This window comes from Paenibacillus sp. tmac-D7 (assembly GCF_006519665.1).
Classification (GTDB): domain Bacteria; phylum Bacillota; class Bacilli; order Paenibacillales; family NBRC-103111; genus Paenibacillus_G; species Paenibacillus_G validus.
Genome location: NZ_VIDW01000016.1, coordinates 23,742 through 46,035 on the forward strand (window position 1 = coordinate 23,742; position 22,294 = coordinate 46,035).

Below are 22,294 nucleotides of genomic sequence, written 5' to 3' on the forward strand. Positions count from 1 at the left end.
CCAAAGAGCCTGTCATTCTGGTATATGACGAGCTTCCCGGAGACATGCTCCTGAATGGAAGATATAGGCATGCAAAAATTAAAGAGAGTGCTTTCAAAAATGCTGTTTGTTTATTTTTTTTATGGTACAATGGTACTAATATGAGAATGGGAGTGATCCTTATGATGGGCGTTATTGCTGGAATTCTCGTATGTGCATTTGTATATGTCATCAGGGAGACCTTAATGACCTCTGGTGAAGAAGACGCCTAAGTTGAAACGGCCGTTGCTGTGTTTACCGGTCAACGCGCCGAGTGGGATAGGATTCGAATGACGATGCTAAAGCGCATGCATTAGCATCTTTTTTTGTTGACTGACATCGCGCCCCCTTTGTAAGACATGGCCGGTGCCGCCGATTATCTTAGGGTTAAGGAGCTGATTGCTTTGACGCATGAACGAGAATCGATGACGATATATGAAGCGATGGGCGGGGTGGAAGGCATTCGCCGAATCGTCGAAGCCTTCTATCCAAAGGTTCAGGCCCACCCGCTGATCGGCCCGTTATTTCCTGACAATATTAGGCCGGTGATGGAGAGGCAAACTTTATTTTTAAGTCAATTTTTCGGCGGACCGCCGCTGTATTCGGAACAATACGGCCATCCGATGATGCGCGCCCGCCACCTCCCTTTCCCCATTACCGAAGAGCGAGCGGAAGCGTGGCTCGGCTGCATGGCGTTAGCGCTTGAAGAAACCGGCATGGAGCCGCAGCTGCGGCGCGCCGTGCTGGAACGGCTGAAGGGGCCTGCCTATCATTTTGTGAACAGCTGAATGTCATATGCCGATTAAAGGAAGTGTATGAAATGATGGAGCCTCTATTCCAAGCAAAAGTCCAATGCCCCCAGTGCGATGCGGAATTCAGAACGTCTCGGGTAAGGCCGAGCTTCAAGAAGTCGATCAAGTCCGACACGGACTTTTGCCTGCATTATAAAGATCTGAATCCCGATTATTACGTCGTGCGGATTTGTCCGTTTTGCGGCTTCGCCGGCACCGAAAATTCGAAGGAGCACCTCACGCTTCAGCAGAAGAACGCTTTTAAGGAGAAGATCGGCGCCAAGTGGTCGTACAAAGACTGCGGCGGCGAACGTCAATGGGATGATGCATTATATGCTTTTAAGCTGGCGCTCGTATGCGCGCAGGCGGTGAATGAAAAAGGGCGGGTCACCGCCTCATTGCTCCACCATATTGCCTGGTTGTATCGGCATCAGGGAAACGAGGAGCAGGAGAAACGGTTCCTTCAATACGCGCTTGAGGAGTATATCCGGACGTTTGAGACGGAAGCTTCCGAGATGAACAACGCCAGGCTCATGTATTTAATCGGAGAGCTGCATCGGCGCTTGAAAAATTTCAATCAAGCGGTCAAGTGGTTCGCACGCGTCGTGAACGACAAACAGATTATGGATGCCGGCATGATTCGGGCTTGCCGGGAGCAGTGGCAGGCCGTACGGGAGGAAATGCAGGAGCAAAGGCTTCAGCTGGAAGAAGATGTCCAAGAATTATAGACTCCGTATGTAAGCTGCACTAACAAACAAACGCTTAAAGGGAATTCGCTGCCGGGCCGGGGAGGCGGGAAACGAATTTGCTTTAAGCGTTTTGTTATGCCATTTGCAGGAATTAGCGCCCGCTTGTCTGCTGTTATGTCGATTTCGAGCGGTCGCCGCGGCGAAGCGGCCGGCTCGCCAGCAAATAGTCCGAATCGGCATCGACGAGTGTCAGCCGATTGCGGCAGCAGGGGAATACGAGCAGCTTCTTGACGCGGTCTTGAAGCTCCTGCATGTCCCTCGCTTTAAGCGGCAGCAGGACGTTCTCCGCTTGGCAGAACGGGCAGTTTTGCACGTAGATGTCCTGACCGAACCGGTCGTAAGGCCATGTATTTTCGAAAGGTATCATCGTTTTCGGTTACTCCGATTTCGGCTTTTCTTGAGCTTCGGCGGCGGTGCCGGTTTTGCTATCCGCTTCCGCAGATTTGGCCAGCTCGGCCAGCTTTTGCAGCAAAATATGCTGCGGCATATGCATCAGGTGCTCCAGCGGCACGTTCAACTGTTTGGCCAGCTTTTGTGCCGTTTCCGGAGAAATTTGCAGCGGTCTCATCTTCCGAAATCAACTCCCATTCGTACATCTATAGTCTCCATTTAAACATATCCAGGACCTGCATTCAACAAGAAACCATCCCGGAAGGGCGGGGGCCTGCGCCTCTTGACGCCCCCGTCCGAACAATAGAGCTCCATTTGGGCTGGACGTCAAATTATGGTTTAATGGAAAAAGAAGTATATCCCTTATTGGAAGGTGCGGTGTTCACTCATGCAAAGTCCTTTGCCTCAAACCTGGGATTTGGAGCGTTTTTTTGCCGGAGGCAGTCAATCGGAGGCGTTTGCCCGCTTTCTGCGTCAGCTGGAGACGAATATCGCGGCGCTGCGTACCGCGCTGAAGGAGCTGCGCGTGCCGAACACGGCCGAGGAAGCGACGGCGCTGCTGCCGACGCTTGCGCTGCTGCAGAAAGCGGCGCTCGCATTGCGCGAAGCGGACTCGTTCACGGCCTGCTTGGCCGCCGCTAACCAGAACGATAAGACGGCCGTCATGCTGGCAGGTAAAGTGAAGGCGATTGGGGCGGAGTACGCCTCCGCGCAAACGCATTTCGACGACCTGCTGACGCGTATAGGGGAGGAGGCCTGGCAGGCATTGCTGGCGCATCCGGAAACGGCGGAAATCCGTTACCCGCTCGTAGAGCGCAAGCTGCTTGCGGCCGACAAGCTGCCGCCGGAGCAGGAGGCGCTTGTCAACGATTTGGCCGTTGACGGGTATCACGGCTGGGGCGAGTCGTATAACACGACCGTCAGCAAGTTCCGCGTTCCGTATGAGGAGAACGGCGAAGTGCTTCAGCTGTCGGCCGGTCAGGCGGCCAACCGGATGCACAGCCCCGACCGGAAGGTGCGGCAGAAGCTGTTCCGTTCATGGGAGGAGCAGTGGGCCGAGCATGCGGATTATTGCGCCGACGCGCTGAACCATTTGGGCGGGTTCCGGCTGAAGCTGTACGAGCGCCGAGGCTGGGAGGACATTCACAAGGAGCCGCTTGCGATCAACCGGATGACGAAGGAAACGCTCGATGCGATGTGGGGCGTCATCGAGGGCGGTAAAGATATCTTCGTCCGTTATCTGGAGCGGAAAGCGAAGCTGCTCGGCATTCCGAAGCTGAGCTGGTACGATGTCGACGCGCCAGTCGGCGAAGGCAGCCTGGAGTTCAGCTATGATGAAGGCGCCCAGCTGATCGTCGAGCAGTTCCGCCGCTTCAGCCCGCGGATGGCTGATTTTGCGGAGAGGGCGTTCGAGAACCGCTGGATCGAAGCGGAGGATCGTCCCGGCAAGCGGCCGGGCGGGTTTTGTACGTCGTTCCCGATCGCCGAAGAAACCCGGATCTTCATGACTTACGCCGGCACGGCCTCCAATGTGGCGACGCTGGCGCATGAGCTGGGCCACGGGTACCACCAGCACGTCATGAACGATTTGCCGGCGCTTGCACAGGAGTACGCGATGAACGTGGCCGAGACGGCCTCCACGTTCGCGGAGATGGTCGTCGCCGATGCGGCGGTGAAGGCCGCGTCGAGCGAGTCTGAGCGGATTACGCTGCTGGAGGATAAAATACAGCGTTCCGTCGCGTTCTATATGAACATTCATGCGCGATTTATATTCGAGACGAATTTCTACGAGGAGCGGCGCCGGGGGCTGGTCGGGATCGAGCGCTTGAACGAGCTGATGACGGCGGCGCAGAAGCAGGCGTTTTGTGAGGCACTCGAGGAATATCATCCTCATTTTTGGGCGTCGAAGCTGCATTTTTACATCACCGAGGTACCGTTCTACAATTTTCCGTATACGTTCGGTTATATGTTCAGCACCGGCTTGTACGCCGAGGCGCTCCGCCGGGGAGCTGCGTTCGAGGACCAGTATGTGGCGCTCCTGCGCGATACCGGCCGGATGACCGTGGAAGAACTGGCGCGTAAACATTTGGGCGTCGACCTGACGAAGCCGGACTTCTGGCAGCAGGCGCTGGATCTGTCGGTCGCCGACGTGCATGAATTTCTGCGCTTGACGGAATAAGACCGTTCGACCGTTCGGTGTACAAGGAAAGAGGCTGACCCTGCGGCAGATGATAATCTGCGGGGGTCAGCCTCTTTCACATGGCCGTTTCTTATGTACTAGAGCTTGAAGATGCTCATCGTGAGCTGCAGCTGCGTCACCAGCCGTGTCATTTCTTCCGACTGGGCCACGATGGCTTGCACGGCGCCGATCTGATCCTTCATGGAAGCGGACACTTGCTCCGTCCCGGCGGCGGATTGCTCCGTGATTGCCGATATGTTCTCCATCGTCGCCGAGATTTGTTGGGCGCCGGCCAGCATCTGCTCGCTTTCGCGCGCGAACTTTGAAATTTGCTCGCTGATGAAGGATACGCTGCTTACGATTTCTCCGAATACCGTTTCCGTCTCGGAAATCAGCTGGGTTTGCTCTTGCACGATCTTTTCGTTTTGCGCCATGGACGAGAGCGCTTCCTGGATGCCTTGCTCAATGCTGCGCACCAAGCCGAACACCTCTTGGGTCGAGGTCGTCGACTCTTCGGCAAGCTTCCGGACTTCTTGGGCGACGACGGCGAAGCCTCTGCCATGCTCGCCTGCCCGTGCCGCTTCGATAGAGGCGTTCAAGGACAGCAGGTTCGTCTGCTCGGCGATTTCCGAAATGGACGCGGTGATGGTGGAAATTCCTTTCGTCAGCTCGGCCAGCGAGTTGATCGTGTTCGAGACGTTGGTGGTCGCTTCGACGTTCTTGCGGACGCCGTCGCTTTGCGTTTCGACGGATTGCAGACCTTTATTGACCAGCTCCAGCATTTGGCCGGAGCGCGCATTCATTTCCCGCGTCGATTCCGTGTAGCTGGTTACTTTATGCTCGATGTCCTTCGTGGCGGCAGAAACCTCACTGATTTCCTCGGAAATTTGATTGGCCCCGGCTGCAAGCTCGTTGGCTGCGATCGCGGCTTCTTCGAGCACCGCTTTCATTTTCTCATTCTTGTAAAAGATGTCCCGGCTGGAATCCGACACGTGTTTCGACGCTTTACCGGTATCCTTCAAAATTTCGCGCAGCTTCTCCGTCATCCGGTTGAACGAATTCGCCAGCTCGCCCAGCGCATCGTTCGATTGAATGTGAATTTTCGACGTGAAGTCGCCCTTGGAGATGCTAATCGCGGCGCGGGAAATATCGCTGATCGGTTCTGTAAGCGTTCTTTCCAGGAATCGGATAAAAGGAAAACTTAACCCGGCCAGCAGAAATAGTAAAATAAGCCCCCAGAGCATACTTGACGAGGATTGAAAAATGAAAAACAGCATAGCGATGGAGTAAACGGCAACGATGGCGTAGCACCCAAGCTGGAGCTTGTTCTTAAACGATAAGCCTGAAAATCTGTTCATACCCGAACGACCCCTTCAATCTGTTCTGGGATCAACGACTCATACAAGGCGATTAATCCTACGGGCAATTATACCACTGCTTGTAAGTTTTGGTCTATAGGGTTGGAAGAAAGGGGTTTCGATAGGCCTACATGCATAGCGAAAAAAGTGAATTTTTGTTGATATTTTGATTTTATTGTCCTATAATAGGGCTACATCAGGATATACATAATATTCCATTAATTCAAAAAGAAGGGATGATGCTTTTGATTTTGGAGAAGGTTTCGTTAGCGCGGCAGTTGGACCTGGTGTTTCGGGAATTAAAGGAAGAGCTTGCGCATTTGACGTCGGGCACCGTATTCGTGCAAATTCGCAACAACATGGTAGGAAAGTTCGGGGTCAGGCACTTTCCCTTGGAAAGTAGAGGAAGCGAACTCAAGAAAGCGGACCGGGGACTGACCGAAAGCCACCAGCACTCCTTTCGTCAGACGGCCCTTGAGTCGTTAAAGCTGAAAAAATGGTCGCACGGCGAAATCCAGTTCGAGTTCGCGATGCGGCAAAACTTGTTATGCACAAGCGTCACGTTCGAATCGAATTATAATATGGCGAATCTTGTGAATCCCGACAAAAACGGCAATACCGATTGATCAGCACTTATACCTCATTTATATTAGGATGGGCCTTTGGCGTTGATGCCGGAGGCTTATTTCACTTTTACGGATTCCATCCTGCGCTTAGACGGGAGCGGTGGAAATCGTTTATAATGAACAATACCGGCCTCGGACAATCGGGGCGGCCGCACATGGAAAAGCGGTTCCGCGAGGGAACCGCCCCGTTAAGTATTCGAGGTACTGCATTATCGAGTGAACTTGCCGGCCAACTGCTGCTCGGCGATTTGAACCAGACGACGTGTGATGTGGCCACCAATAGCCCCGGTGTCGCGAGTAGCCATGAAACCATAGTACCCGTCTTGAGGAATTTGGATGCCCAGCTCTTGAGCAACTTCATACTTCAGTTGGTCCAAAGCTTGGGAAGCTTGAGGTACGACCAAAGCGTTGCTGCTGCGGGATTGTCCTGCGCCCATCGATATCACCTCCGTTCTTGAAGGTAGTATGTACCAAAGCAATAATTATACTCTTTGAAAAAAATTGGTAAATGTGTCCACCGGGTGAAAAGGAGAACCGCCATGGCATTTTCATTAACTTACCGCAACTGGTCGTTTGACGCCGGCCTGCAGATCGTTCACGCCGACGTCCGGCTCGACATCGACGGTGAAACCGTGATCGATGAGCCTTTATGTCTGGACGTCGGACTGCCGGCCCTGCTCTTGAGCGCTTTGGAGAACGTGGAACCGGACCGCTGGGCCGGGGTGGACGCGTGGACGAAGGTTCCGTTCTTTATTTGCGGCTGCGGCGATCCGGAATGCCGGGCGTTCTCGTTCGTCGTCATCCACCGAAGCGAGCGGGAGCTGGAATTGACGGAAGTGGAGGAGCGGCAAGGCGGAGCCCCGCGCCGGGTAGCGTCTTATACGGTGGATAAGGCGGAGTACGTTCGGCAGGTACGGGATATCGCCGAAACGTTCCTGAGCTTCGTGGAGCCGCTCGACTACCGCCCTTTGTACAAAGACACCGTCCCCACGGTTCGCCGATTGTTGGATGAGTTGTCTTTGAAATATTCGACATAGTCGTTTATAACCCGTCCGCGACGGTAAGGTCCGGCATCCAGCGGCGCATATGGGCGGCCACTTCTTTAAAGACGCGGGGCGCGTCCTTTAATTCCTCTTCCGTCACGGAGGCCAGCGGAACGACACGATAACCGCGCCACCGCTTGAAGCGGATGTAAGTGGGCAGGAATGTGACGTTCTCGACGACGATGCGGCTGCCTATCGAACCGGCCTCTGGCCCCGGCCCCGGTACCTTTCGGAGGTCCGCGCTCAAGATGCCGCCGATTCGCGTATGCGGGTCGGATTGCTTCTGAGCGGCGATAAAATTGCCGAGCGAGTAGACGACCAGGCTTCGTCCGCCGTTACGGCCGTTGTCGATCCACTCGAGCGGCTGCAGCACATGCGGATGATGGCCGAGGATCAAGTCCGCGCCGGACACGGCGGCCAGTTTGGCCAGGCGCTTCTGCTCGTCGTTCGGCAGCCGCTGATATTCGACGCCGAAGTGCAGGCTGACGACGACGGCATCGGCCAGCCGCTTCGCTTCGCGAATTTCGGCGGTCAGGACGCCCGGCTCCAGCCGGTGCACGAGATGGGATTTGCCTGGCGGTGAAGGAATGCCGTTGGTGCCGTAGGTATATGATAGAAACGCCAGCTTCAAGCCGTTCCGTTTCACGAGCCGCATACGCCGCCGATCGTTGACGCTCTCGCTCGCTCCCGCGTACTCGACCTGCAAGTCCCGCCAGTGCCCGATCGCTTGCAGCACAGCCTTCTCGCCGCGATCGAGCGTATGGTTGTTGGCCATCGTAACGACATCGACGCCGGCATCCCGGAGAGCGTCGGCTGTCTCGAACGGGCTGTTGAACGTCGGGTAATCGGACAAGCCGATGCCGATCCCGCCGGTGATGCTCTCTTGATTGGCGACAGTCACGTCCGCCGCCGCGAGCGCAGGACGAACTTTCTCGAACATCGGCCGAAAGTCGAAGCCGGTCTTTGTGCGGGCGTCGTCATAAATGGAGCGGTGAATCAAGACATCGCCGATGGCGGCGATCGACGCTTTCTGCTCCGGCTGCGGGCAGGGAGGGCCGGAGCGCAGCCGGGGTACTTCGTACGCCGCTCCTGGAACGGCTTGCCGGACGGCAGTCGGGTGAACGTCGGGGCTGGCGGCGGAACCGCTTAACGATGCAAGCAAGATGACCGCCGCTATAGCGCCGGACAGACAACGTGTCACGCAGGATTCGCCTCCCTTGTCATAACTTCACCGGTACCCTTACTATTCACTGGAATGAATGCGATTATGAAGCGTGGAAAATGTTTGAAAACCGAAACCTTTTAACCGCGCCGTTCGTTAAAAATGACAAAGCCTCCGATCGACGGAAAGCGAGGAGATGTTAGTGATGGAAGCGCGCAAGGTATATGTTCGCGACAACTTTTTGTCCAGAGGGGAAACGGACATCACGGATGAACGGGAGCGGAAAATCGGCACGCTCGACCTGCACGGCATGTTTCAATCCGGCGTAACGGTCCAGAGTTTCTCAGATGGGTTAACGTCGTATAGCGGAAAATTCCGGGCTTTCTCCAATACGTGGCTCGTGTTTAACGGAGGGGACCAAGAAATCGGCACGTTAAAAGCGAAGTTCACGTTTTTTACCAAACGGTATGTATATGATAGCGATACGCACGGGACGTTCTATATCGAATCCCCCGCCTTCTCGCGGGAATATACGGTGAAGACGGAGAGGGAGCAGCTGGCCGCCGAATTCCGCCGCGTGGACGGGATGTTCGGGGCCGGGGCGTTCGAGCTGACCAACGACTCGACGCTGCCGATGGAAGAACTGATTGTCGTCGTCATGGGCGTTCATGCGATTCAAAAAAGGCAAAGCGCCGCCTCCACATAAGACAGCGAAGGAAAAAGGCTCCGGCAACGCTTAACGCGCTGCCGGAGCCTTTTGGCTGTGCGCCCGGCATGGGCGATAACTTGGCGGTGAAAGTCCGCTACAGGCTTGGCAGTAGGAACTGTTAGCCAAAGGCAAGGGTGTCCGTCGCGAGGCGGAATCTGAAGGAAGCCGGAGGCAAACCCTCGGTCTGACGAACAGAAATCACATATAAGGCATGGTGAGGCGGACGAGCGTGCCATACAACGCAAAGTCCAATACTGCCCGAATCTCATCATGTAGATGTGGCAGATAGATGAGGGGAAAGTTATCGCTCTTACCCGGGGAGGTCTCACAGACGTTGAGTAGGCCATCCGAAAGACGGAGTAAAGCTTGCTGTGAGAAGTCAGCAGAGGCCATAGTACCGAATTTTTTTTTCGGGAAGGGCCGAACAATCGTAAGTCTTGAGTACATACAGAAAGGAGAACCGGTGCGTTGAAAGCAGAATACCGAAAGGGCTGCCCGCAAAGGGATAGTGTGGAACACGAAGAGTATGCAGGAGCGCGGAGTATCGGAGCTCGGGAAAGCAGAGAAAGAGACAGTGCAACAGACCTGCTGGAGAGGATACTGGGCAGGGACAACCTAAACAGAGCCTACAAGCGGGTCAAAAGCAATCACGGAGCGCCAGGAATCGACGGAATGACCGTCGAGGCGGCACTACCGTGGTTGCGGGAACATAGAGACGAACTCTTGCAAAGCATTCGGGAAGGAAGATACAGGCCAAGCCCTGTGCGGCGCAAGGAAATCCCCAAACCGGATGGAAGCGGAGTGCGAAAACTTGGCATTCCCACCGTAGTGGACCGTGTGATCCAGCAAGCCATTGCCCAACAGTTGCAACCGCTGTTCGAACCGCTTTTCTCGGAGGGTAGCTATGGCTACCGCCCCGGACGGAGTGCGCAGCAAGCGATCCAGAACGTGAAAGCTTATACGGAGCAGGGGCACGGCTATGCCGTAGAAATCGACCTCTCGAAGTATTTCGACACCTTGAACCACGAACTGCTGATGAACTTGCTGCGCAAGCAAATCCGTGACAAGCGAGTAACCGATCTGATTAAGAAGTATCTCAAAAGCGGAGTCATGGAAAACGGAGTGCGACGTGAGACCGAAGAAGGTTCACCGCAAGGCGGCCCGCTATCGCCGCTACTCGCCAATATCTACCTGAACGAGTTTGATCAGGAGATGAAACGCCGAGGCGTAGTGGTCATACGCTATGCGGATGACATCGTCGTGCTGGCGAAGAGCAAACGGGCAGCAACGCGGCTTCTGGAATCCTGTAGGGCGTACTTGGAGAACAAGCTAAAACTCAAACTGAATGCGCAGAAAAGCAAGGTCGTCAGCGTAGTGGCTCGGAAACATTTCAAATTCCTTGGCTTTGCTCTGGGGAAGAACGGAAGCGGGATATATATCCGTGTTCATTCACAATCTCTCGCAAAAGCGAAGAAGAAGCTGAAAGAACTAACGAGTCGGAGTCAAGGCAGGAATGTTCGACAGGTCATGGAGGACGTAAAGGTCTATATTCGCGGCTGGATCGGTCACTTCTACGTGGCTGACATGAAACGGATTCTGCAAAGCTGGAACGAGTGGCTGAGAAGACGATTCCGCATGTACATCTGGAAACAATGGAAGAAGCCGAAAACAAAGGTACAAAACCTGCGCAAGTTGGGGATACCGGAGTGGCAGGCTTACCAGTGGGGAAATACTCGTCTGGGATACTGGCGCGTGGCCGGAAGCCCAGTGCTGTCTCGTTCCATAACAAACGAAAAGCTCGTACAGGCAGGGTATTATGACTTCCCTGCCCAATACGAGCGTCTTCGTAACTTGCACTCAAGCGGTTGAACCGCCGTATACCGAACGGTACGTACGGTGGTGTGAGAGGTCGGCTACTCAACTAATGGGTAGCCTCCTACTCGATTGCTGCAGAAGTTCAGGCGGGTGACCTTCCATTAAGCGCCGAAATTCATGTTCGGGTAAACGTAGGGCGTCTTCGCCGGTTCGGCTTTGGCTACCTTCTCGACCTTCAGCACCATGATCTCGACGTCGTTGAATTTCGTCTTCTCCAGGGTGCCGGTGACCGTGACCCAGGTGTCTGCGGCGAATGTTTTGGCGCGGTCGTACTCGGCAAGCACGCCGAACGGTGCGGCATCCGCGGAGCAGCATTGAATGGAAAAGCGCCCGATGACAAACTGGTTGTCTTTCATATCCTCTTGCCGGTAGACGAAACCGGTCAGCTGCATTTTTTTGCCGATGAAGGCATCCAGGTAAAGGTCCACCGAGGTGAGCGTCTCGATAAACCATTCTTCCTGGACGGTAATCTGATCGGAAGCGTACAGCTTCTTCGCGAAATCGGCGTACTGCTTCGTGAACTTATCCGATGGAAACAACGCATCGAGAGAACCGGAGGCTCCTTTGGCCGGCGGTTGCGCCGGCGGCGGATTGTCCGCGCCTGGCGCGGCTGCGTTGGAGGACGAGAGACCTGCCTCCGGAGGCTCGCTTTCTTTCTTCACGGCGCTGGCGCTGCTGAGGTTCATGCCTTTCTTCGCGGCCAAGCTGCTGCCCAGCGACGTATCCGGAAGCAAGAACCCGAGCAGCAGCGGCAGGAGGAAGAGGCCGTATACAACCGTGTTCTTGAGAATGGAGCGCGACGGCGTATGATCGTGCCCGCAGTCGCAATCCGGCTCATGCGTACTGCGGAACGTGCGTACCGCCTGATAGCCTTGGTACACAGCCACGGCGTAGAGCGCCAGGGCGGACCATTTGACGTAATCCACCATGCGGGGCGCGATGTAGAGCAAAATTCGATCGCTGTGCACGAGATATGCGATATAACCGGCAAAGCCGAATAAGATGAGCGCTTTAATGGTATGGTGAAAGCTGAGCAGACGTGGACTCATAATAGGACACCTCACTGGAAAAAGATACGTTCGAACAGCAGCGAGCCGATTAACGTCACGATTACGAGCAGCCCGGTCAGCAGAAGCACGAACTTGGCGCGGAAGGCGGACAGAAGCATGAGCGTGCTTTTCATATCGAGCATCGGTCCGAAGACAAGAAAGGTCAACAGCGACCCTGCCGAGAACGTCGTGGCGAACGACGAGGCGACGAAGGCGTCGGACGTCGAGCAGAGCGACAGCACATAGGCAAAGCCCATCATGAACAGATGCGAGCTAACCGTTCCTTCCCCGATCGAAACCAGGCTTTCCCGGGACATGAACGTTTGAATCAGGGCTGTCAGCATGGCGCCGAAAATCAAATATTTGCCCATGTCGAAAAATTCGTCCGATGCGTGCCCAAGCACGCCGGACAAGCGGCCTCGCCATCCGGGACCGTGAGCATGCGTATGGCTGTGATCATGCGTATGGCCGTGATCATGCCCATGCGCTGTATGATGATGATGCGTATGCCCATATTCGTGCCCGTGTTCATGCGCGTGATTGTGCGTGTGCACAGGCGCGGCACCGTATTTCAAGCCGGCCCGCAGCGGATTGGTGCGGACGAAACGGTACACGAGCAGCCCGATCGTGGCGGCGACGAGAAAAGCGAGCGCCATGCGCGAGTAGGCGATTTCGGGACGCGTACGGAACGCCATGAAGGTGGAGGCGTATACGACCGGATTAATAATCGGACCGGCGAGGATGAAGACGACGGCCGTATATACGGGCATGCCCTTGAGAATCAGGCGGCGTATGACCGGGATCATCCCGCATTCGCACAGCGGAAAGACGATGCCGAGCGCGCAGGCGAACAGAACGCCGAGCACCGGATTTTTGGGCACCCATTTGCGGATCGTTTGCTCGGAAACGAACATTTGCAGCAGGGCGGAAACCAGGACGCCGAGGAGGACGAACGGCAGCGCCTCGAGCACGATGCTGATGAACAGCGTCTTAAAGTTTTGAAGCTCCTCCGAGCCGATCCACGACAAGTCGGGCGGCTGTTTTTGCCTGAAAATAAGGATGAACATGATGATGCATAAAACGGCGAGAACGTTAGTGGCCAGTCGTTGAATAGTCGTTTGCAAAGCACGGTCTCTCCTTCTTTTTCGTAATTATTATTATAGCGTATGCACTGCGGAATGAATATAGGACAAGTTTTTGGTCAAAAAGTGATCTTGACATGCCGCATGCCGTTCGGTACAATGACGTCTAATAAGCGATGACGGGAATAAGTAGGCGGCAGGCACGCTTTGCAGAGAGCCGGTGGCAGGTGCGAACCGGCAGGCGGCGGTCGTTCGAATGGATCCTCGAGCTGAACGGTGGAACAGGCGTCAAACCCGGGCCCGGGCTTAGGAGTCGTGCGCTGCATTATACCGTTACGGTCACTCCCCGTTACAGGAGATCAAGGCTCTTGTCGATCGCCGATTCGCGGCTGACGCGGCAACGGGCGAATTAGGGTGGCACCACGGTCTCTCGTCCCTTGCGGCGGAAGGCCTTTTTGTTTTGCAGTCGGACCGGAAGAAGAGAAGTTTCCATGATCAAGGAGGAAGAAGAACATGTCCAAATTACGAGTGCTGTCGGGGATGCAGCCCAGCGGGCAGTTGACGCTGGGCAACTATATCGGAGCCTTGAAAAATTATGTGAAGCTGCAGATCACCCATGATTGCTACTTTATGGTGGTCGATCTGCATGCGATTACGGTTCCGCAGGAACCGGCGGCGTTGAAGGAGCAGTCGGAGTCGGTCGCGGCGCTGTATTTGGCGGCTGGCATCGATCCGAAAGCGGCAACGGTCTTCCTGCAATCGACGGTGTCCGCTCATGCGGAGCTTGGATGGTTGATGACGACGCTCACCTATATGGGCGAGCTGGAGCGGATGACGCAATTTAAAGACAAGTCGGCCGGCAAAGAATCCGTCGGTGCGGGCTTGTTCACGTATCCTTCGTTGATGGCGGCCGACATTCTGTTGTACAATGCCGATCTCGTGCCGGTGGGCGACGATCAGAAGCAGCATCTGGAGCTGACGCGCGACCTGGCGCAGCGGTTCAACGGCAAGTTTGGCGAGACGTTCAAAATTCCGCAGGGCTACATCCCGGAAGTCGGGGCGCGTGTCATGTCGCTTGACGATGCCTCCAAGAAGATGAGCAAGAGCAATCCGAATGCCGGCAGCTACATCGCGCTGCTCGATGCGCCGGACGTTGTACGCAAGAAAATTAGCCGGGCGGTAACGGACTCGGGGCGCGAAGTGAAATTCGATCCGGCGAACAAGCCGGAGGTGAGCAACCTGATCAGCATTTACACGCAGGTGGCTGATAAAACGATTGCCGAAGTCGAGGCGCTTTACGAAGGACAAGGCTACGGGCCGTTTAAAAAAGACCTGGCCGAGGCTGTCGTGACGGTGCTGGAGCCGCTGCAGCAGCGCTATCGCGAGATCCGGGAATCCGGCGAGCTGCACCGCATCCTGGCCGAAGGGAAGGAGCGGGCCGCCGAGCAGGTGGAACGGATGCTGAAGGAAGTCAAAACGAAGATGGGCTTTGTCGTTCTTTGAAACGACAAAAGAGCTTGTCCGACGGTGTGATCGTTCACCCGGAGGACAAGCTCTTTTTTATGTATCGATCCGTCAGCGTTCTTCTTGCTGCCGGCCTTCGCGCCGTCTCCGCTGTCTGGCCTTCACGATAAAGCCGGATCCTATAAAGAATAGGGCGATTACGCCGGTCAATACGGCCATCCATGGTCGGCCTGCAGCGATAAAGTAGCTGACCGTTGTCAGCAGCGCGGTCCCGACAAGGGCATAAATCAGCGCAAGAGTTTTGTTCATAAGGGTTCAAATCCGCCTTTGCTCCATAAAATTTGAAACTCGAAAGGTTTTTTCATAAAGGTGCGTATAGTTTCTTACAGCGGGCACATAATAAGTTTGCAAGCTTGCAAATACATCAAAGACATCATTCAATTGAAAGGAGTGCTGAACATGGGTGCAGGTCAATCCCGCAGCAGCAACGCTCTGGTCGTACCACAAGCTTCACAGGCATTGGATCAATTAAAGTATGAGGTAGCTCAAGAATTGGGCATCCAAATCCCGCAAGACGGCTACTACGGTTACATGGCATCTCGCGACACCGGTGCGATCGGCGGTCACATCACTCGTCGCTTGGTCCAAATCGCCGAGCAAGCAATCGCGGGTCAAACTCGCTAATTGCAGACGGCATTCTTAGCATCAGCGTAGTATCGACATAAGCTCAGGGAGCCAATCTCCTTGGGCTTTTTCATCATATATGGCGAACAAGTCCGCTGAAAGAAGCGGAGCATGAGCCTGAAGGGTGGCGCATGTCCGCTGGCGGGTTAAGGCCCGGTTAATTCATATCGACGCGCAGCTTCTTCTCCAGCCGGGTATCGTTCACCCAGCCGACATAAGAATCGAGCGTTTCAAACGATTTGTCCATCCGCAGCACCGCTACGAAAGGATACTGCTTGCGATGCCGGTAGCGCACATCGGCCCAGCGTACCTCGTAGCCCCAGCTGTGCTCCTTGACGTCGGCGCAGGCAAACGAGGTAAAGTAAAGGAAGGAGGCGATATTCGGATGCGCTTTGGAAGCTTCCACCGCCGGATGGCAATCGCATTTGACGTGATCGACCCACTTGATCCGGCCGTTGCGATATTCGCCCAGGCTGAACGTCGTGTCGTTCTTTTGTTTCACGACCTGCCAATGATACAGATGGACGGTAGGGATTAACGTGTACTTGTCGCCGGGCGCGTACTCGGGATCCTGACGGTACAAGGTGGACTCCAGCCGGTGATGATGCCACGAGCGCCACGCGTAATAAACGGCTATCAATCCGTATAACAACGGGAAAGCGACCGCCGGGTCCACCAACCTCATCGACCAGAGGAAGATGGCGACCACATGCGCCAAAAAGATAAACGGATCGAAAATATGAATGATATTCCATGACACCCATCGCTCCGAGAAGGGACGAAGCGCTTGCGTTCCGTACGTATTGAACAAGTCGGTAAATACGTGGAATGCAACGGCGATGAACACCCACATCGTGACATGCAGCATAGGCAATCCGTCGAAGAAAAGCCAGAGCGCGCCGGAGATGGCTGCCGTCCAAAGGAAAAGCGCAGGCAGCGAATGGGAGATCCCGCGATGATTTTTAATGTAAACGGCATTGTTCTTCAAACGAAGCAGCGTATCCGCATCGGGCGCTTGCGAGCCCGCGACGGTTCCGATCAAGACCGCCGTCGCAACGACGGGATCTGCGGCTACGACAGGATCAATATAAGCGAGCCCTGCCAGTCCTAGCCCGATGACGAGATGGGTACCGGTGTCCATGGACTTACCTCCTGAAAAGCGTATTTCTTCCATAATGTGATTTGCAGTCCATTACTAGTAGTGTATCATTTTCTTGAACAAAATAAAGGTGGCGAGGGTGAAAAAAGTGTGTATCGTTTTTGTCGAGTATCGGATTGAAAAAGAGTACCGTACTTCTTATTTAACGTGGGCGGCCGTTTTGAAACAACAGTTCGAACAAATGGACGTTTATGAGGGGGCTGAACAGCCCGGTTTGTTCGTTGAAATTTGGAACGGGTTGAGCGATGAAGCTTACGCGGCTATGAAAGCGGCCCGGACCGGAACGATAACGCCGGGCCTGCCCGATGAGACGGAAGAAGGTCGCTTGTGGCGCCGCATAGACCCTTGGATCGCCGGCGGCCGCGGGAAAGTCCATATATGGAAGTTCACGAGGATCACCCCTCAGGACGAAACCTTTCGTTTGCTCGAAGCTTATGATCCAGCTATATTCAAGCGATTCGAAAACGGTATAGGTATTTGATCGATTTGGCAGTCGTGCAGGCGAAAATAAAGAAACAGCGGAATCCCCCCAAATAGGGGATCCGCTGTTTCCGGCTTAACCATGTATGTTTTTTTAAAGAGTCAGCTTTATCGGCCGGTCGGGCCTCCTCCGAACGGATACGTGTAATTAAGTTCTTCGTCGAAGGTGATGTAGTCGAGGTTAACCATGAGGAGCAGGTACCGCATGCCTGTGGTCGGGTCGCTGATGATGATGTGGTCGCGGCCGGCGGCTTCCAGGCGACCCCTGAACACTTTTGCGTTCCATTCGGAGTTATTCTCGAACGTCATATAGATGGTGGCTACCTTGCCAAGGTTTAATCGCAGAATGTTCTCGATGAACGATTGCTCGAGCGGGAGCAAGCCGGGCGCTGCCTGGGACTGCGGGGACATGCCCGGCAGGGTCGAACCGCTTGGGATGGTCGCGCCCATGGGTGCGATCGGTTGAGTCGGGCCCGGGCCCGGCGAATACATCGGGTAGCCGTAAGCATTGGTGTTCGGGCGGTAAGCTTGATTGTACATAATTTTCGAAAAACCTCCTTTGGGGTTAACGCCTGATAGGTGCATTGAACGCCTGGGCACATGCTGCCTGCAGGGGGGAAGAAACCGTGCTTCTGCTAGCGTCCGGTGTTCGGTTGGTTGCGCCGGGCCGAACTGGCGCCGGGTGGAACTGACATACCAAAGAGAATGACTTGCCGGATCATAACGCTCGCCGCTGGTCGCTCGCTGCATCTAGGCTTTCGCACATAATTTATACTATGTGATAGGCGGATGTTTGTTGACGGGTGGGGGTTGTATTTTTTTGTAAACGGCAAAAACCGTAAAGCCTGTGGCTTTACGGTTCTCAGAGCAGTCGGTTAGAAATCGAAATTGTCTGGATCCGGTCCGAATCGGCGGTCTTGATTCAATCCGTCCAAACGGGTCATATCTTCGTCGGTAAGCGCGAAGTCGAAAAGATCGGCATTCTCCTGAATCCGGTGTTTCGTAACGGATTTCGGGATGGTGACAATGCCGTGCTGGAGATCCCAGCGAAGGATGATTTGCGCCGGCGATTTTCCATACTTGCCGGCAAGCTCGGTCAGCAGCGGCAGGTCGAGGTTACCCTGCATCAACGGGCTCCAGGCCTCCAGTTGAATACGCTGCTTTTGGCAAAAACGGCGAAGCTCCAACTGCTGCAGCAGCGGGTGGAATTCAACCTGATTGACGGCCGGCACAACTCCGCTGTCGTCGATGAGGTCCTGCAGGTGATGGACTTGGAAGTTGCTGACGCCGATCGCGCGTACATAGCCTTCGTCGCGCAGCTTGATCAGCGCTTTCCAGGTTTCTTTGTATTTGCCTTTGACCGGCCAATGTATCAAATATAAATCGATGGTTTCAAGCTGTAATTTGCGCCGGCTTTCCTCGAAGGCGCGCAGCGTCGATTCGAAGCCTTGATCCGCGTTCCATACTTTGGTCGTGACGAACAATTGTTCCCTCGGGATGCCTGAGGCTTGCAGGGCTTGGCCGACTCCGGCTTCGTTGCCGTAAGAGGCTGCCGTGTCAATAGAGCGGTATCCCGCTGCAAGCGCGTCGGTGACGGCTTGAACGACCTCGTCCCCATCCTTCGTTTTCCATACGCCCAGGCCGAGCCAAGGCATGGTTACCCCGTTGTTAAGCGTGGTGGCGTCATGGATTTGCTTCAAGGTTGTCATCGTGAATCGCTCCCTCTATATGGATATTTTTGGGTTATGTAATCCATTTTTATGATAACACAAGAGACGGGGAACGCCAAAGCGAGCCTGTTTTTGCTTACAGGCTCGGGGCGGATGGCTCCCTTCGTTATACAACCAGGTGTTTGCGCACCATCTCTTCGCTTAATTGCGAAGGATCGCCTTCGGCCACAATGACGCCTTTATCGAGAACGTAATAATAATCGGCGATGCTTGTCGCGAACGTTAGACTCTGTTCGACCAGCAGCACGGACGTATTCCCGATTTTCTTGATCGCTTCGATGGCGCGCTCGATATCCTGAACGATAGAGGGCTGGATGCCTTCCATCGGTTCGTCGAGCAGCAGCAGCCTCGGCTCGGCAGCAAGGGCGCGGGCGATCGCAAGCTGCTGCTGTTGGCCGCCGCTCAAATCACCGCCCTTCCGGTGAAGCATTTCCCGGAGAATGGGAAAATTCTCGAAGACGGAATCGGGAATGCCGGCTTTGCGCAGCTTGGAAGGCGCGGCTTCCAGGCCAAGCAGCAAATTTTCTTCAATCGTCAGCTGGGGGAAAATGTCCCGGCCCTGCGGGACGTAGCCGATGCCGGCCTTGGCGCGCAGATCGGGTGAAAATCGCGTTATGTCTTGGCCTGCATAGGAGATGCTGCCGCTTCGCGGCTTGATCAGGCCTATGATCGTTTTCATCGTCGTTGTTTTGCCGACGCCGTTACGGCCCATCAAACATACGACTTGGCCGGGTTTTACCTGCAGCGTGACTTGCCGCAGAATCATGCTCTCCCCGTATCCGGCTTCCAGCGCTTGCAGGCGCAGCCCGGCATTTACGCCGCTATCCTTCGTCATGTCGTTCCGTCCTCCTCCCTAAGTAAACCTCGGCGACTTTATCGTCGTTCTGAATCTCCTCCATCGTGCCTTCCCGCAAAGTGGCGCCCTCATGCATAACCGTTACGATTTGGGCGAACTGACGTACGAATTCCATGTCGTGCTCGACGACAACGACTGTCTGGCTTCGGCTGATCCGCTGCAGCAGCTCGCCGGTTTTCCCGGTCTCGCTGTCTGTCATGCCGGCGGCCGGTTCATCGAGCAGCAGCAGCTCCGGCTCCTGACTCAGCAGCATGCCGATTTCAAGCCACTGCTTCTCCCCATGCGAGAGCGAGCCGGCCGCCGCCGTCTCCTTATGCGCGAGTCCGACCATCTCTAAATAATGCCGGATGCGGGCCCGCTGCTGGGGGGGCGACGAAGTGAACAGAGCGCCGAAGATACCGCGCTTTTGTTTGACAGCGAGCAGCATGTTTTCGTAAACGGATAGGGTGGAGAAGATGGAGGGAGCTTGGAATTTGCGTCCGATGCCCAGCTGTGCGATTTGATGCTCCTGGTGGCGGGCCAGGTCGATCTTGTCCTTGAACTTAACGCTGCCCTTCGACGGCTTCACCTTGCCGCAGAGCACGTCGAGAAGGGTCGTCTTGCCGGCGCCGTTCGGACCGATCAAAAAGCGCAGTTCCCCCGGAGCGAGCAGCAGATTCAGTCCGCGAATCGCTTTAAAGCCGCTGAAGCTGACTTCCAGGTTTTCGATGCGAATGAGGGGGGAGGCTGCTTCTGTACGCGGTGACGTTAGAGGTTGGATCATGGGTGAGGCCTCCTTCTTATCAGGTGTTGTTGGGCTCAGTGCCTGCCGTTGCGGCGAGCGATGCGCTGCTTCGCGGGGAAGCGGGTGACGATGTGGTCTTCTTCCGGCGCTTCAACAGATCGTGGATCGACCCGACAATGCCCTTCGGCAAAAACATCGTCACAACAATGAACATCGCGCCGATCAGAATCGGCCACCAGTCCGGATACGCTTCGCTGAACGTTGTTTTGGCGCTGTTCGTCAGGATGGTGCCGATTATGGCACCGAAGATGGTGGCCCGGCCGCCGACGGCGACCCACAGCACCATTTCAATAGACGGGACGATGCCCATCTGTGCAGGAGAGATGATGCCTTCATGCAGCACGAACATGACGCCGGCCAGCCCGGCGAGCGCGGCGGACACGCAATAGATGAACACTTTATAAGCGACGGGGTTGTAGCCGAGGAACCGTACCCGGTTCTCTGAGTCGCGAATGGCGATTAAGATGTTGCCGAGCTTGCCGGACGTCAGCCACAGGCAAAAGCAAATGACGAGCCCGACGAGCACGACCGTCACGTAATAAAATAGGGTTTTGGTCGCAGGATCGCCCACGGGCATTCCGAGAAACGTGCTGAAGCTCGTCAAGCCGTTCGACCCTCCGGTATACCCCTGCTGGCCGACGAATAAGGTGACGGTGATGATGACGAGCGCTTGCGACAGGATGGAGAAAAAGGAGCCCCGGATGCGATTGCGGAACGTGAGATAACCGAGGAAGAGGGCGACCAGCGTAGGCACGGCTATGGCCAGCAGCAGGGCCGCTCCGGCGGAATGAAAGGGCGCCCAAAACCAGGGCAGCTTCTCCACGCCGCTCCATGACATGAAGTCCGGCAGCCCGCCATCGGAGGTGACGAGCTTCAGGTGCATCGCCATGCAGTAGGCGCCCAGCCCGAAGTAAACGCCATGGCCGAGACTCAGGATTCCAGTATAGCCCCAGATCAGATCGAGCCCCATGGCCAGGATGGCGAATGCCAGAAATTTGCCCAACAGACCGAGCCTGAATTCGGACAACGCCATAGGGGCCAAGCATAAAAGAGCGATTAAAATCACGGTGGCAATCGCTTTGGTTTGGGTACTGCCTAACGTCAGTTTCATGCGTCATACACTCCTTCTGCGGTTTAATCCAGCGCACGCGACTTCATCGTGACGAGCCCGGCCGGCTTCCATTGCAGGAACGCGATAATCAGGGTAAACACGATGACTTTGCCGAGCGTGGCGCTCGTCGAGTATTCGAAGGCGGTGTTCAGGACACCGATGCCGAGCGCGCCGACGACCGTGCCGACGATTTTGCCGATGCCTCCGAGCACGACGACCATGAACGCGTCTACAATATAATAGGTGCCGATCGAAGGGCCGATCGGACCGAGCAGCGTCAAGGCGCAGCCGGCGATGCCGGCGAGTCCCGAACCGAGCCCAAAGCCGAACGCATCCACGCGTTTGGTGGAAATGCCGACGCACGCGGCCATCGAACGGTTCTGCATGACGGCCTGCATGTTGCGTCCGTTACGGGTGTGGTACAAGAACCAATAAAGGCCGATGATGCACAGGGCGGCTAAGGCGATAATGAACAGCCGCTTGTAAGGCAGGATGAGCTCGGCCGTGACGGTCCAGCCGCCTTCGAGCCAGCTTGGCGCTTTGACGGCGACGTTAGGCGCTCCGAAGATCGAGCGTGCAAGCTGCTGCAGTACAAGACTGACGCCCCAAGTGGCGAGCAGGCTGTCGAGCGGGCGGCCGTAGAGGAAACGGATCAGCGTTTTTTCCAGTATCCAACCGATCAGGCCCGCCGCGAGGAACGAGACGGCGAGCGAGACGGCAAAATAATAGCCGAATGCCGAGGCGGGCACATATTTTTGAAACGCCAGCTGGATCATGTAGGCCATATAGGCGCCGATCATCAGGAACTCGCCGTGCGCCATGTTGATCACATTCATCAGACCGAACGTAATGGCCAGCCCGAGTGCGATGAGCAGCAAAATCGAGCTGAGGGAAATGCCGTTAAACAACTGAAGCAGCAAAATGCTCATGGCAGGTTCGCCTCCTTGTTTGGGAGTCAAGCTGTAAAGGTGAGGTTGAAGGAAAGGGACCGCCCG

Annotated in this window: 25 protein-coding genes and 1 other annotated feature; of the genes, 10 read left to right on the top strand and 15 right to left on the bottom strand. The window is 55.4% G+C overall.

What is annotated here, in order from left to right:
• Nucleotides 1-443 precede the first annotated feature (443 nt).
• Together FKP33_RS12975 and FKP33_RS12980 are read left to right on the top strand one after the other, a co-directional pair.
• The gene (locus FKP33_RS12975; protein ID WP_054796367.1) at nt 444-806 is read left to right on the top strand and encodes a globin domain-containing protein; all 363 of its coding nucleotides are present in this window, start codon (nt 444-446) and stop codon (nt 804-806) included.
• Nucleotides 807-838: 32 nt separating this feature from the next.
• A complete protein-coding gene (locus FKP33_RS12980; protein ID WP_141335386.1) occupies nt 839-1,537 on the top strand; it encodes a DUF2225 domain-containing protein in 699 nt (232 codons plus the stop codon).
• A gap of 133 nt (nt 1,538-1,670) precedes the next feature.
• Here the strand turns inward: FKP33_RS12980 and FKP33_RS12985 are convergent, their stop codons facing one another.
• Together FKP33_RS12985 and FKP33_RS12990 are read right to left on the bottom strand one after the other, a co-directional pair.
• Entirely contained in the window at nt 1,671-1,925 is a 255-nt protein-coding gene (locus FKP33_RS12985) for a hypothetical protein (RefSeq protein WP_127604977.1), read from the bottom strand.
• A gap of 9 nt (nt 1,926-1,934) precedes the next feature.
• Nucleotides 1,935-2,126 (bottom strand): YycC family protein, encoded by a 192-nt coding sequence (locus FKP33_RS12990; protein ID WP_054796342.1) that lies wholly within the window; start codon nt 2,124-2,126, stop codon nt 1,935-1,937.
• Between the two features lie 210 nt (nt 2,127-2,336).
• On the opposite strand from FKP33_RS12990, the gene FKP33_RS12995 reads away from it, so the two are divergent.
• The gene (locus tag FKP33_RS12995) at nt 2,337-4,127 is read left to right on the top strand and encodes a M3 family oligoendopeptidase (protein ID WP_141335387.1); all 1,791 of its coding nucleotides are present in this window, start codon (nt 2,337-2,339) and stop codon (nt 4,125-4,127) included.
• A gap of 98 nt (nt 4,128-4,225) precedes the next feature.
• Here the strand turns inward: FKP33_RS12995 and FKP33_RS13000 are convergent, their stop codons facing one another.
• Complete coding sequence (locus FKP33_RS13000; RefSeq protein ID WP_141335389.1) at nt 4,226-5,485, bottom strand: methyl-accepting chemotaxis protein; 1,260 nt, start codon at nt 5,483-5,485, stop codon at nt 4,226-4,228.
• A 236-nt stretch (nt 5,486-5,721) separates the two neighbouring features.
• On the opposite strand from FKP33_RS13000, the gene FKP33_RS13005 reads away from it, so the two are divergent.
• The gene (locus tag FKP33_RS13005; protein WP_372813985.1) at nt 5,722-6,111 is read left to right on the top strand and encodes an O-methyltransferase; all 390 of its coding nucleotides are present in this window, start codon (nt 5,722-5,724) and stop codon (nt 6,109-6,111) included.
• A gap of 209 nt (nt 6,112-6,320) precedes the next feature.
• Here FKP33_RS13005 and FKP33_RS13010 read toward each other — a convergent pair whose 3' ends face one another.
• Nucleotides 6,321-6,548: an alpha/beta-type small acid-soluble spore protein gene (locus FKP33_RS13010; RefSeq protein WP_054796343.1), complete on the bottom strand. Its 228-nt coding sequence runs from the start codon at nt 6,546-6,548 to the stop codon at nt 6,321-6,323.
• 102 nt (nt 6,549-6,650) lie between these two features.
• On the opposite strand from FKP33_RS13010, the gene FKP33_RS13015 reads away from it, so the two are divergent.
• Nucleotides 6,651-7,148 (top strand): hypothetical protein, encoded by a 498-nt coding sequence (locus FKP33_RS13015; protein WP_054796344.1) that lies wholly within the window; start codon nt 6,651-6,653, stop codon nt 7,146-7,148.
• Nucleotides 7,149-7,152: 4 nt separating this feature from the next.
• Here the strand turns inward: FKP33_RS13015 and FKP33_RS13020 are convergent, their stop codons facing one another.
• Entirely contained in the window at nt 7,153-8,355 is a 1,203-nt protein-coding gene (locus tag FKP33_RS13020) for a CapA family protein (RefSeq protein ID WP_141335391.1), read from the bottom strand.
• Nucleotides 8,356-8,521: 166 nt separating this feature from the next.
• On the opposite strand from FKP33_RS13020, the gene FKP33_RS13025 reads away from it, so the two are divergent.
• Together FKP33_RS13025 and ltrA are read left to right on the top strand one after the other, a co-directional pair.
• A complete protein-coding gene (locus FKP33_RS13025; RefSeq protein WP_127604971.1) occupies nt 8,522-9,022 on the top strand; it encodes an LURP-one-related/scramblase family protein in 501 nt (166 codons plus the stop codon).
• 471 nt (nt 9,023-9,493) lie between these two features.
• Nucleotides 9,494-10,894, top strand: coding sequence for a group II intron reverse transcriptase/maturase (gene ltrA / locus FKP33_RS13035; RefSeq protein WP_054798696.1), 1,401 nt, complete (start codon nt 9,494-9,496; stop codon nt 10,892-10,894).
• A gap of 107 nt (nt 10,895-11,001) precedes the next feature.
• Here the strand turns inward: ltrA and FKP33_RS13040 are convergent, their stop codons facing one another.
• Nucleotides 11,002-11,949 carry a TIGR03943 family putative permease subunit gene (locus tag FKP33_RS13040; protein ID WP_141335393.1) on the bottom strand — a complete coding sequence of 316 codons (948 nt, stop codon included), beginning with the start codon at nt 11,947-11,949 and terminating at the stop codon, nt 11,002-11,004.
• A gap of 11 nt (nt 11,950-11,960) precedes the next feature.
• Nucleotides 11,961-13,073, bottom strand: coding sequence for a permease (locus FKP33_RS13045; protein WP_141335395.1), 1,113 nt, complete (start codon nt 13,071-13,073; stop codon nt 11,961-11,963).
• 125 nt (nt 13,074-13,198) lie between these two features.
• Nucleotides 13,199-13,472, top strand: a binding site (T-box leader).
• A 72-nt stretch (nt 13,473-13,544) separates the two neighbouring features.
• On the opposite strand from FKP33_RS13045, the gene trpS reads away from it, so the two are divergent.
• Entirely contained in the window at nt 13,545-14,534 is a 990-nt protein-coding gene (gene trpS / locus FKP33_RS13050; RefSeq protein WP_141335397.1) for a tryptophan--tRNA ligase, read from the top strand.
• Nucleotides 14,535-14,606: 72 nt separating this feature from the next.
• On the opposite strand, the gene FKP33_RS13055 is transcribed toward trpS, so the two are convergent.
• Nucleotides 14,607-14,804, bottom strand: a complete 198-nt coding sequence (locus FKP33_RS13055; protein ID WP_141335399.1) for a DUF5325 family protein — start codon at nt 14,802-14,804, stop codon at nt 14,607-14,609.
• A gap of 150 nt (nt 14,805-14,954) precedes the next feature.
• Here FKP33_RS13055 and FKP33_RS13060 point away from each other — a divergent pair, with 150 nt between their 5' ends.
• Nucleotides 14,955-15,179: an alpha/beta-type small acid-soluble spore protein gene (locus FKP33_RS13060; protein WP_054796368.1), complete on the top strand. Its 225-nt coding sequence runs from the start codon at nt 14,955-14,957 to the stop codon at nt 15,177-15,179.
• 157 nt (nt 15,180-15,336) lie between these two features.
• On the opposite strand, the gene FKP33_RS13065 is transcribed toward FKP33_RS13060, so the two are convergent.
• Nucleotides 15,337-16,320 carry a metal-dependent hydrolase gene (locus FKP33_RS13065; protein WP_141335401.1) on the bottom strand — a complete coding sequence of 328 codons (984 nt, stop codon included), beginning with the start codon at nt 16,318-16,320 and terminating at the stop codon, nt 15,337-15,339.
• Between the two features lie 97 nt (nt 16,321-16,417).
• On the opposite strand from FKP33_RS13065, the gene FKP33_RS13070 reads away from it, so the two are divergent.
• Nucleotides 16,418-16,819, top strand: a complete 402-nt coding sequence (locus FKP33_RS13070) for a hypothetical protein (RefSeq protein ID WP_141335403.1) — start codon at nt 16,418-16,420, stop codon at nt 16,817-16,819.
• A 107-nt stretch (nt 16,820-16,926) separates the two neighbouring features.
• Here the strand turns inward: FKP33_RS13070 and gerQ are convergent, their stop codons facing one another.
• From gerQ to urtB, 6 genes are all read right to left on the bottom strand, one after another.
• Nucleotides 16,927-17,358, bottom strand: coding sequence for a spore coat protein GerQ (gerQ, locus tag FKP33_RS13075; protein WP_230876081.1), 432 nt, complete (start codon nt 17,356-17,358; stop codon nt 16,927-16,929).
• Nucleotides 17,359-17,693: 335 nt separating this feature from the next.
• Nucleotides 17,694-18,527 carry an aldo/keto reductase gene (locus FKP33_RS13080; RefSeq protein WP_127604960.1) on the bottom strand — a complete coding sequence of 278 codons (834 nt, stop codon included), beginning with the start codon at nt 18,525-18,527 and terminating at the stop codon, nt 17,694-17,696.
• 127 nt (nt 18,528-18,654) lie between these two features.
• Nucleotides 18,655-19,383: an urea ABC transporter ATP-binding subunit UrtE gene (urtE, locus tag FKP33_RS13085; protein ID WP_141335405.1), complete on the bottom strand. Its 729-nt coding sequence runs from the start codon at nt 19,381-19,383 to the stop codon at nt 18,655-18,657.
• Nucleotides 19,370-20,167, bottom strand: coding sequence for an urea ABC transporter ATP-binding protein UrtD (gene urtD / locus FKP33_RS13090; RefSeq protein WP_054796352.1), 798 nt, complete (start codon nt 20,165-20,167; stop codon nt 19,370-19,372). The genes urtE and urtD overlap by 14 nt, the downstream gene beginning before the upstream one ends.
• Nucleotides 20,168-20,186: 19 nt before the next feature.
• Nucleotides 20,187-21,299, bottom strand: a complete 1,113-nt coding sequence (gene urtC, locus FKP33_RS13095) for an urea ABC transporter permease subunit UrtC (protein ID WP_141335407.1) — start codon at nt 21,297-21,299, stop codon at nt 20,187-20,189.
• A gap of 23 nt (nt 21,300-21,322) precedes the next feature.
• Nucleotides 21,323-22,228: an urea ABC transporter permease subunit UrtB gene (gene urtB / locus FKP33_RS13100; protein WP_141335409.1), complete on the bottom strand. Its 906-nt coding sequence runs from the start codon at nt 22,226-22,228 to the stop codon at nt 21,323-21,325.
• Nucleotides 22,229-22,294: the final 66 nt, after the last annotated feature.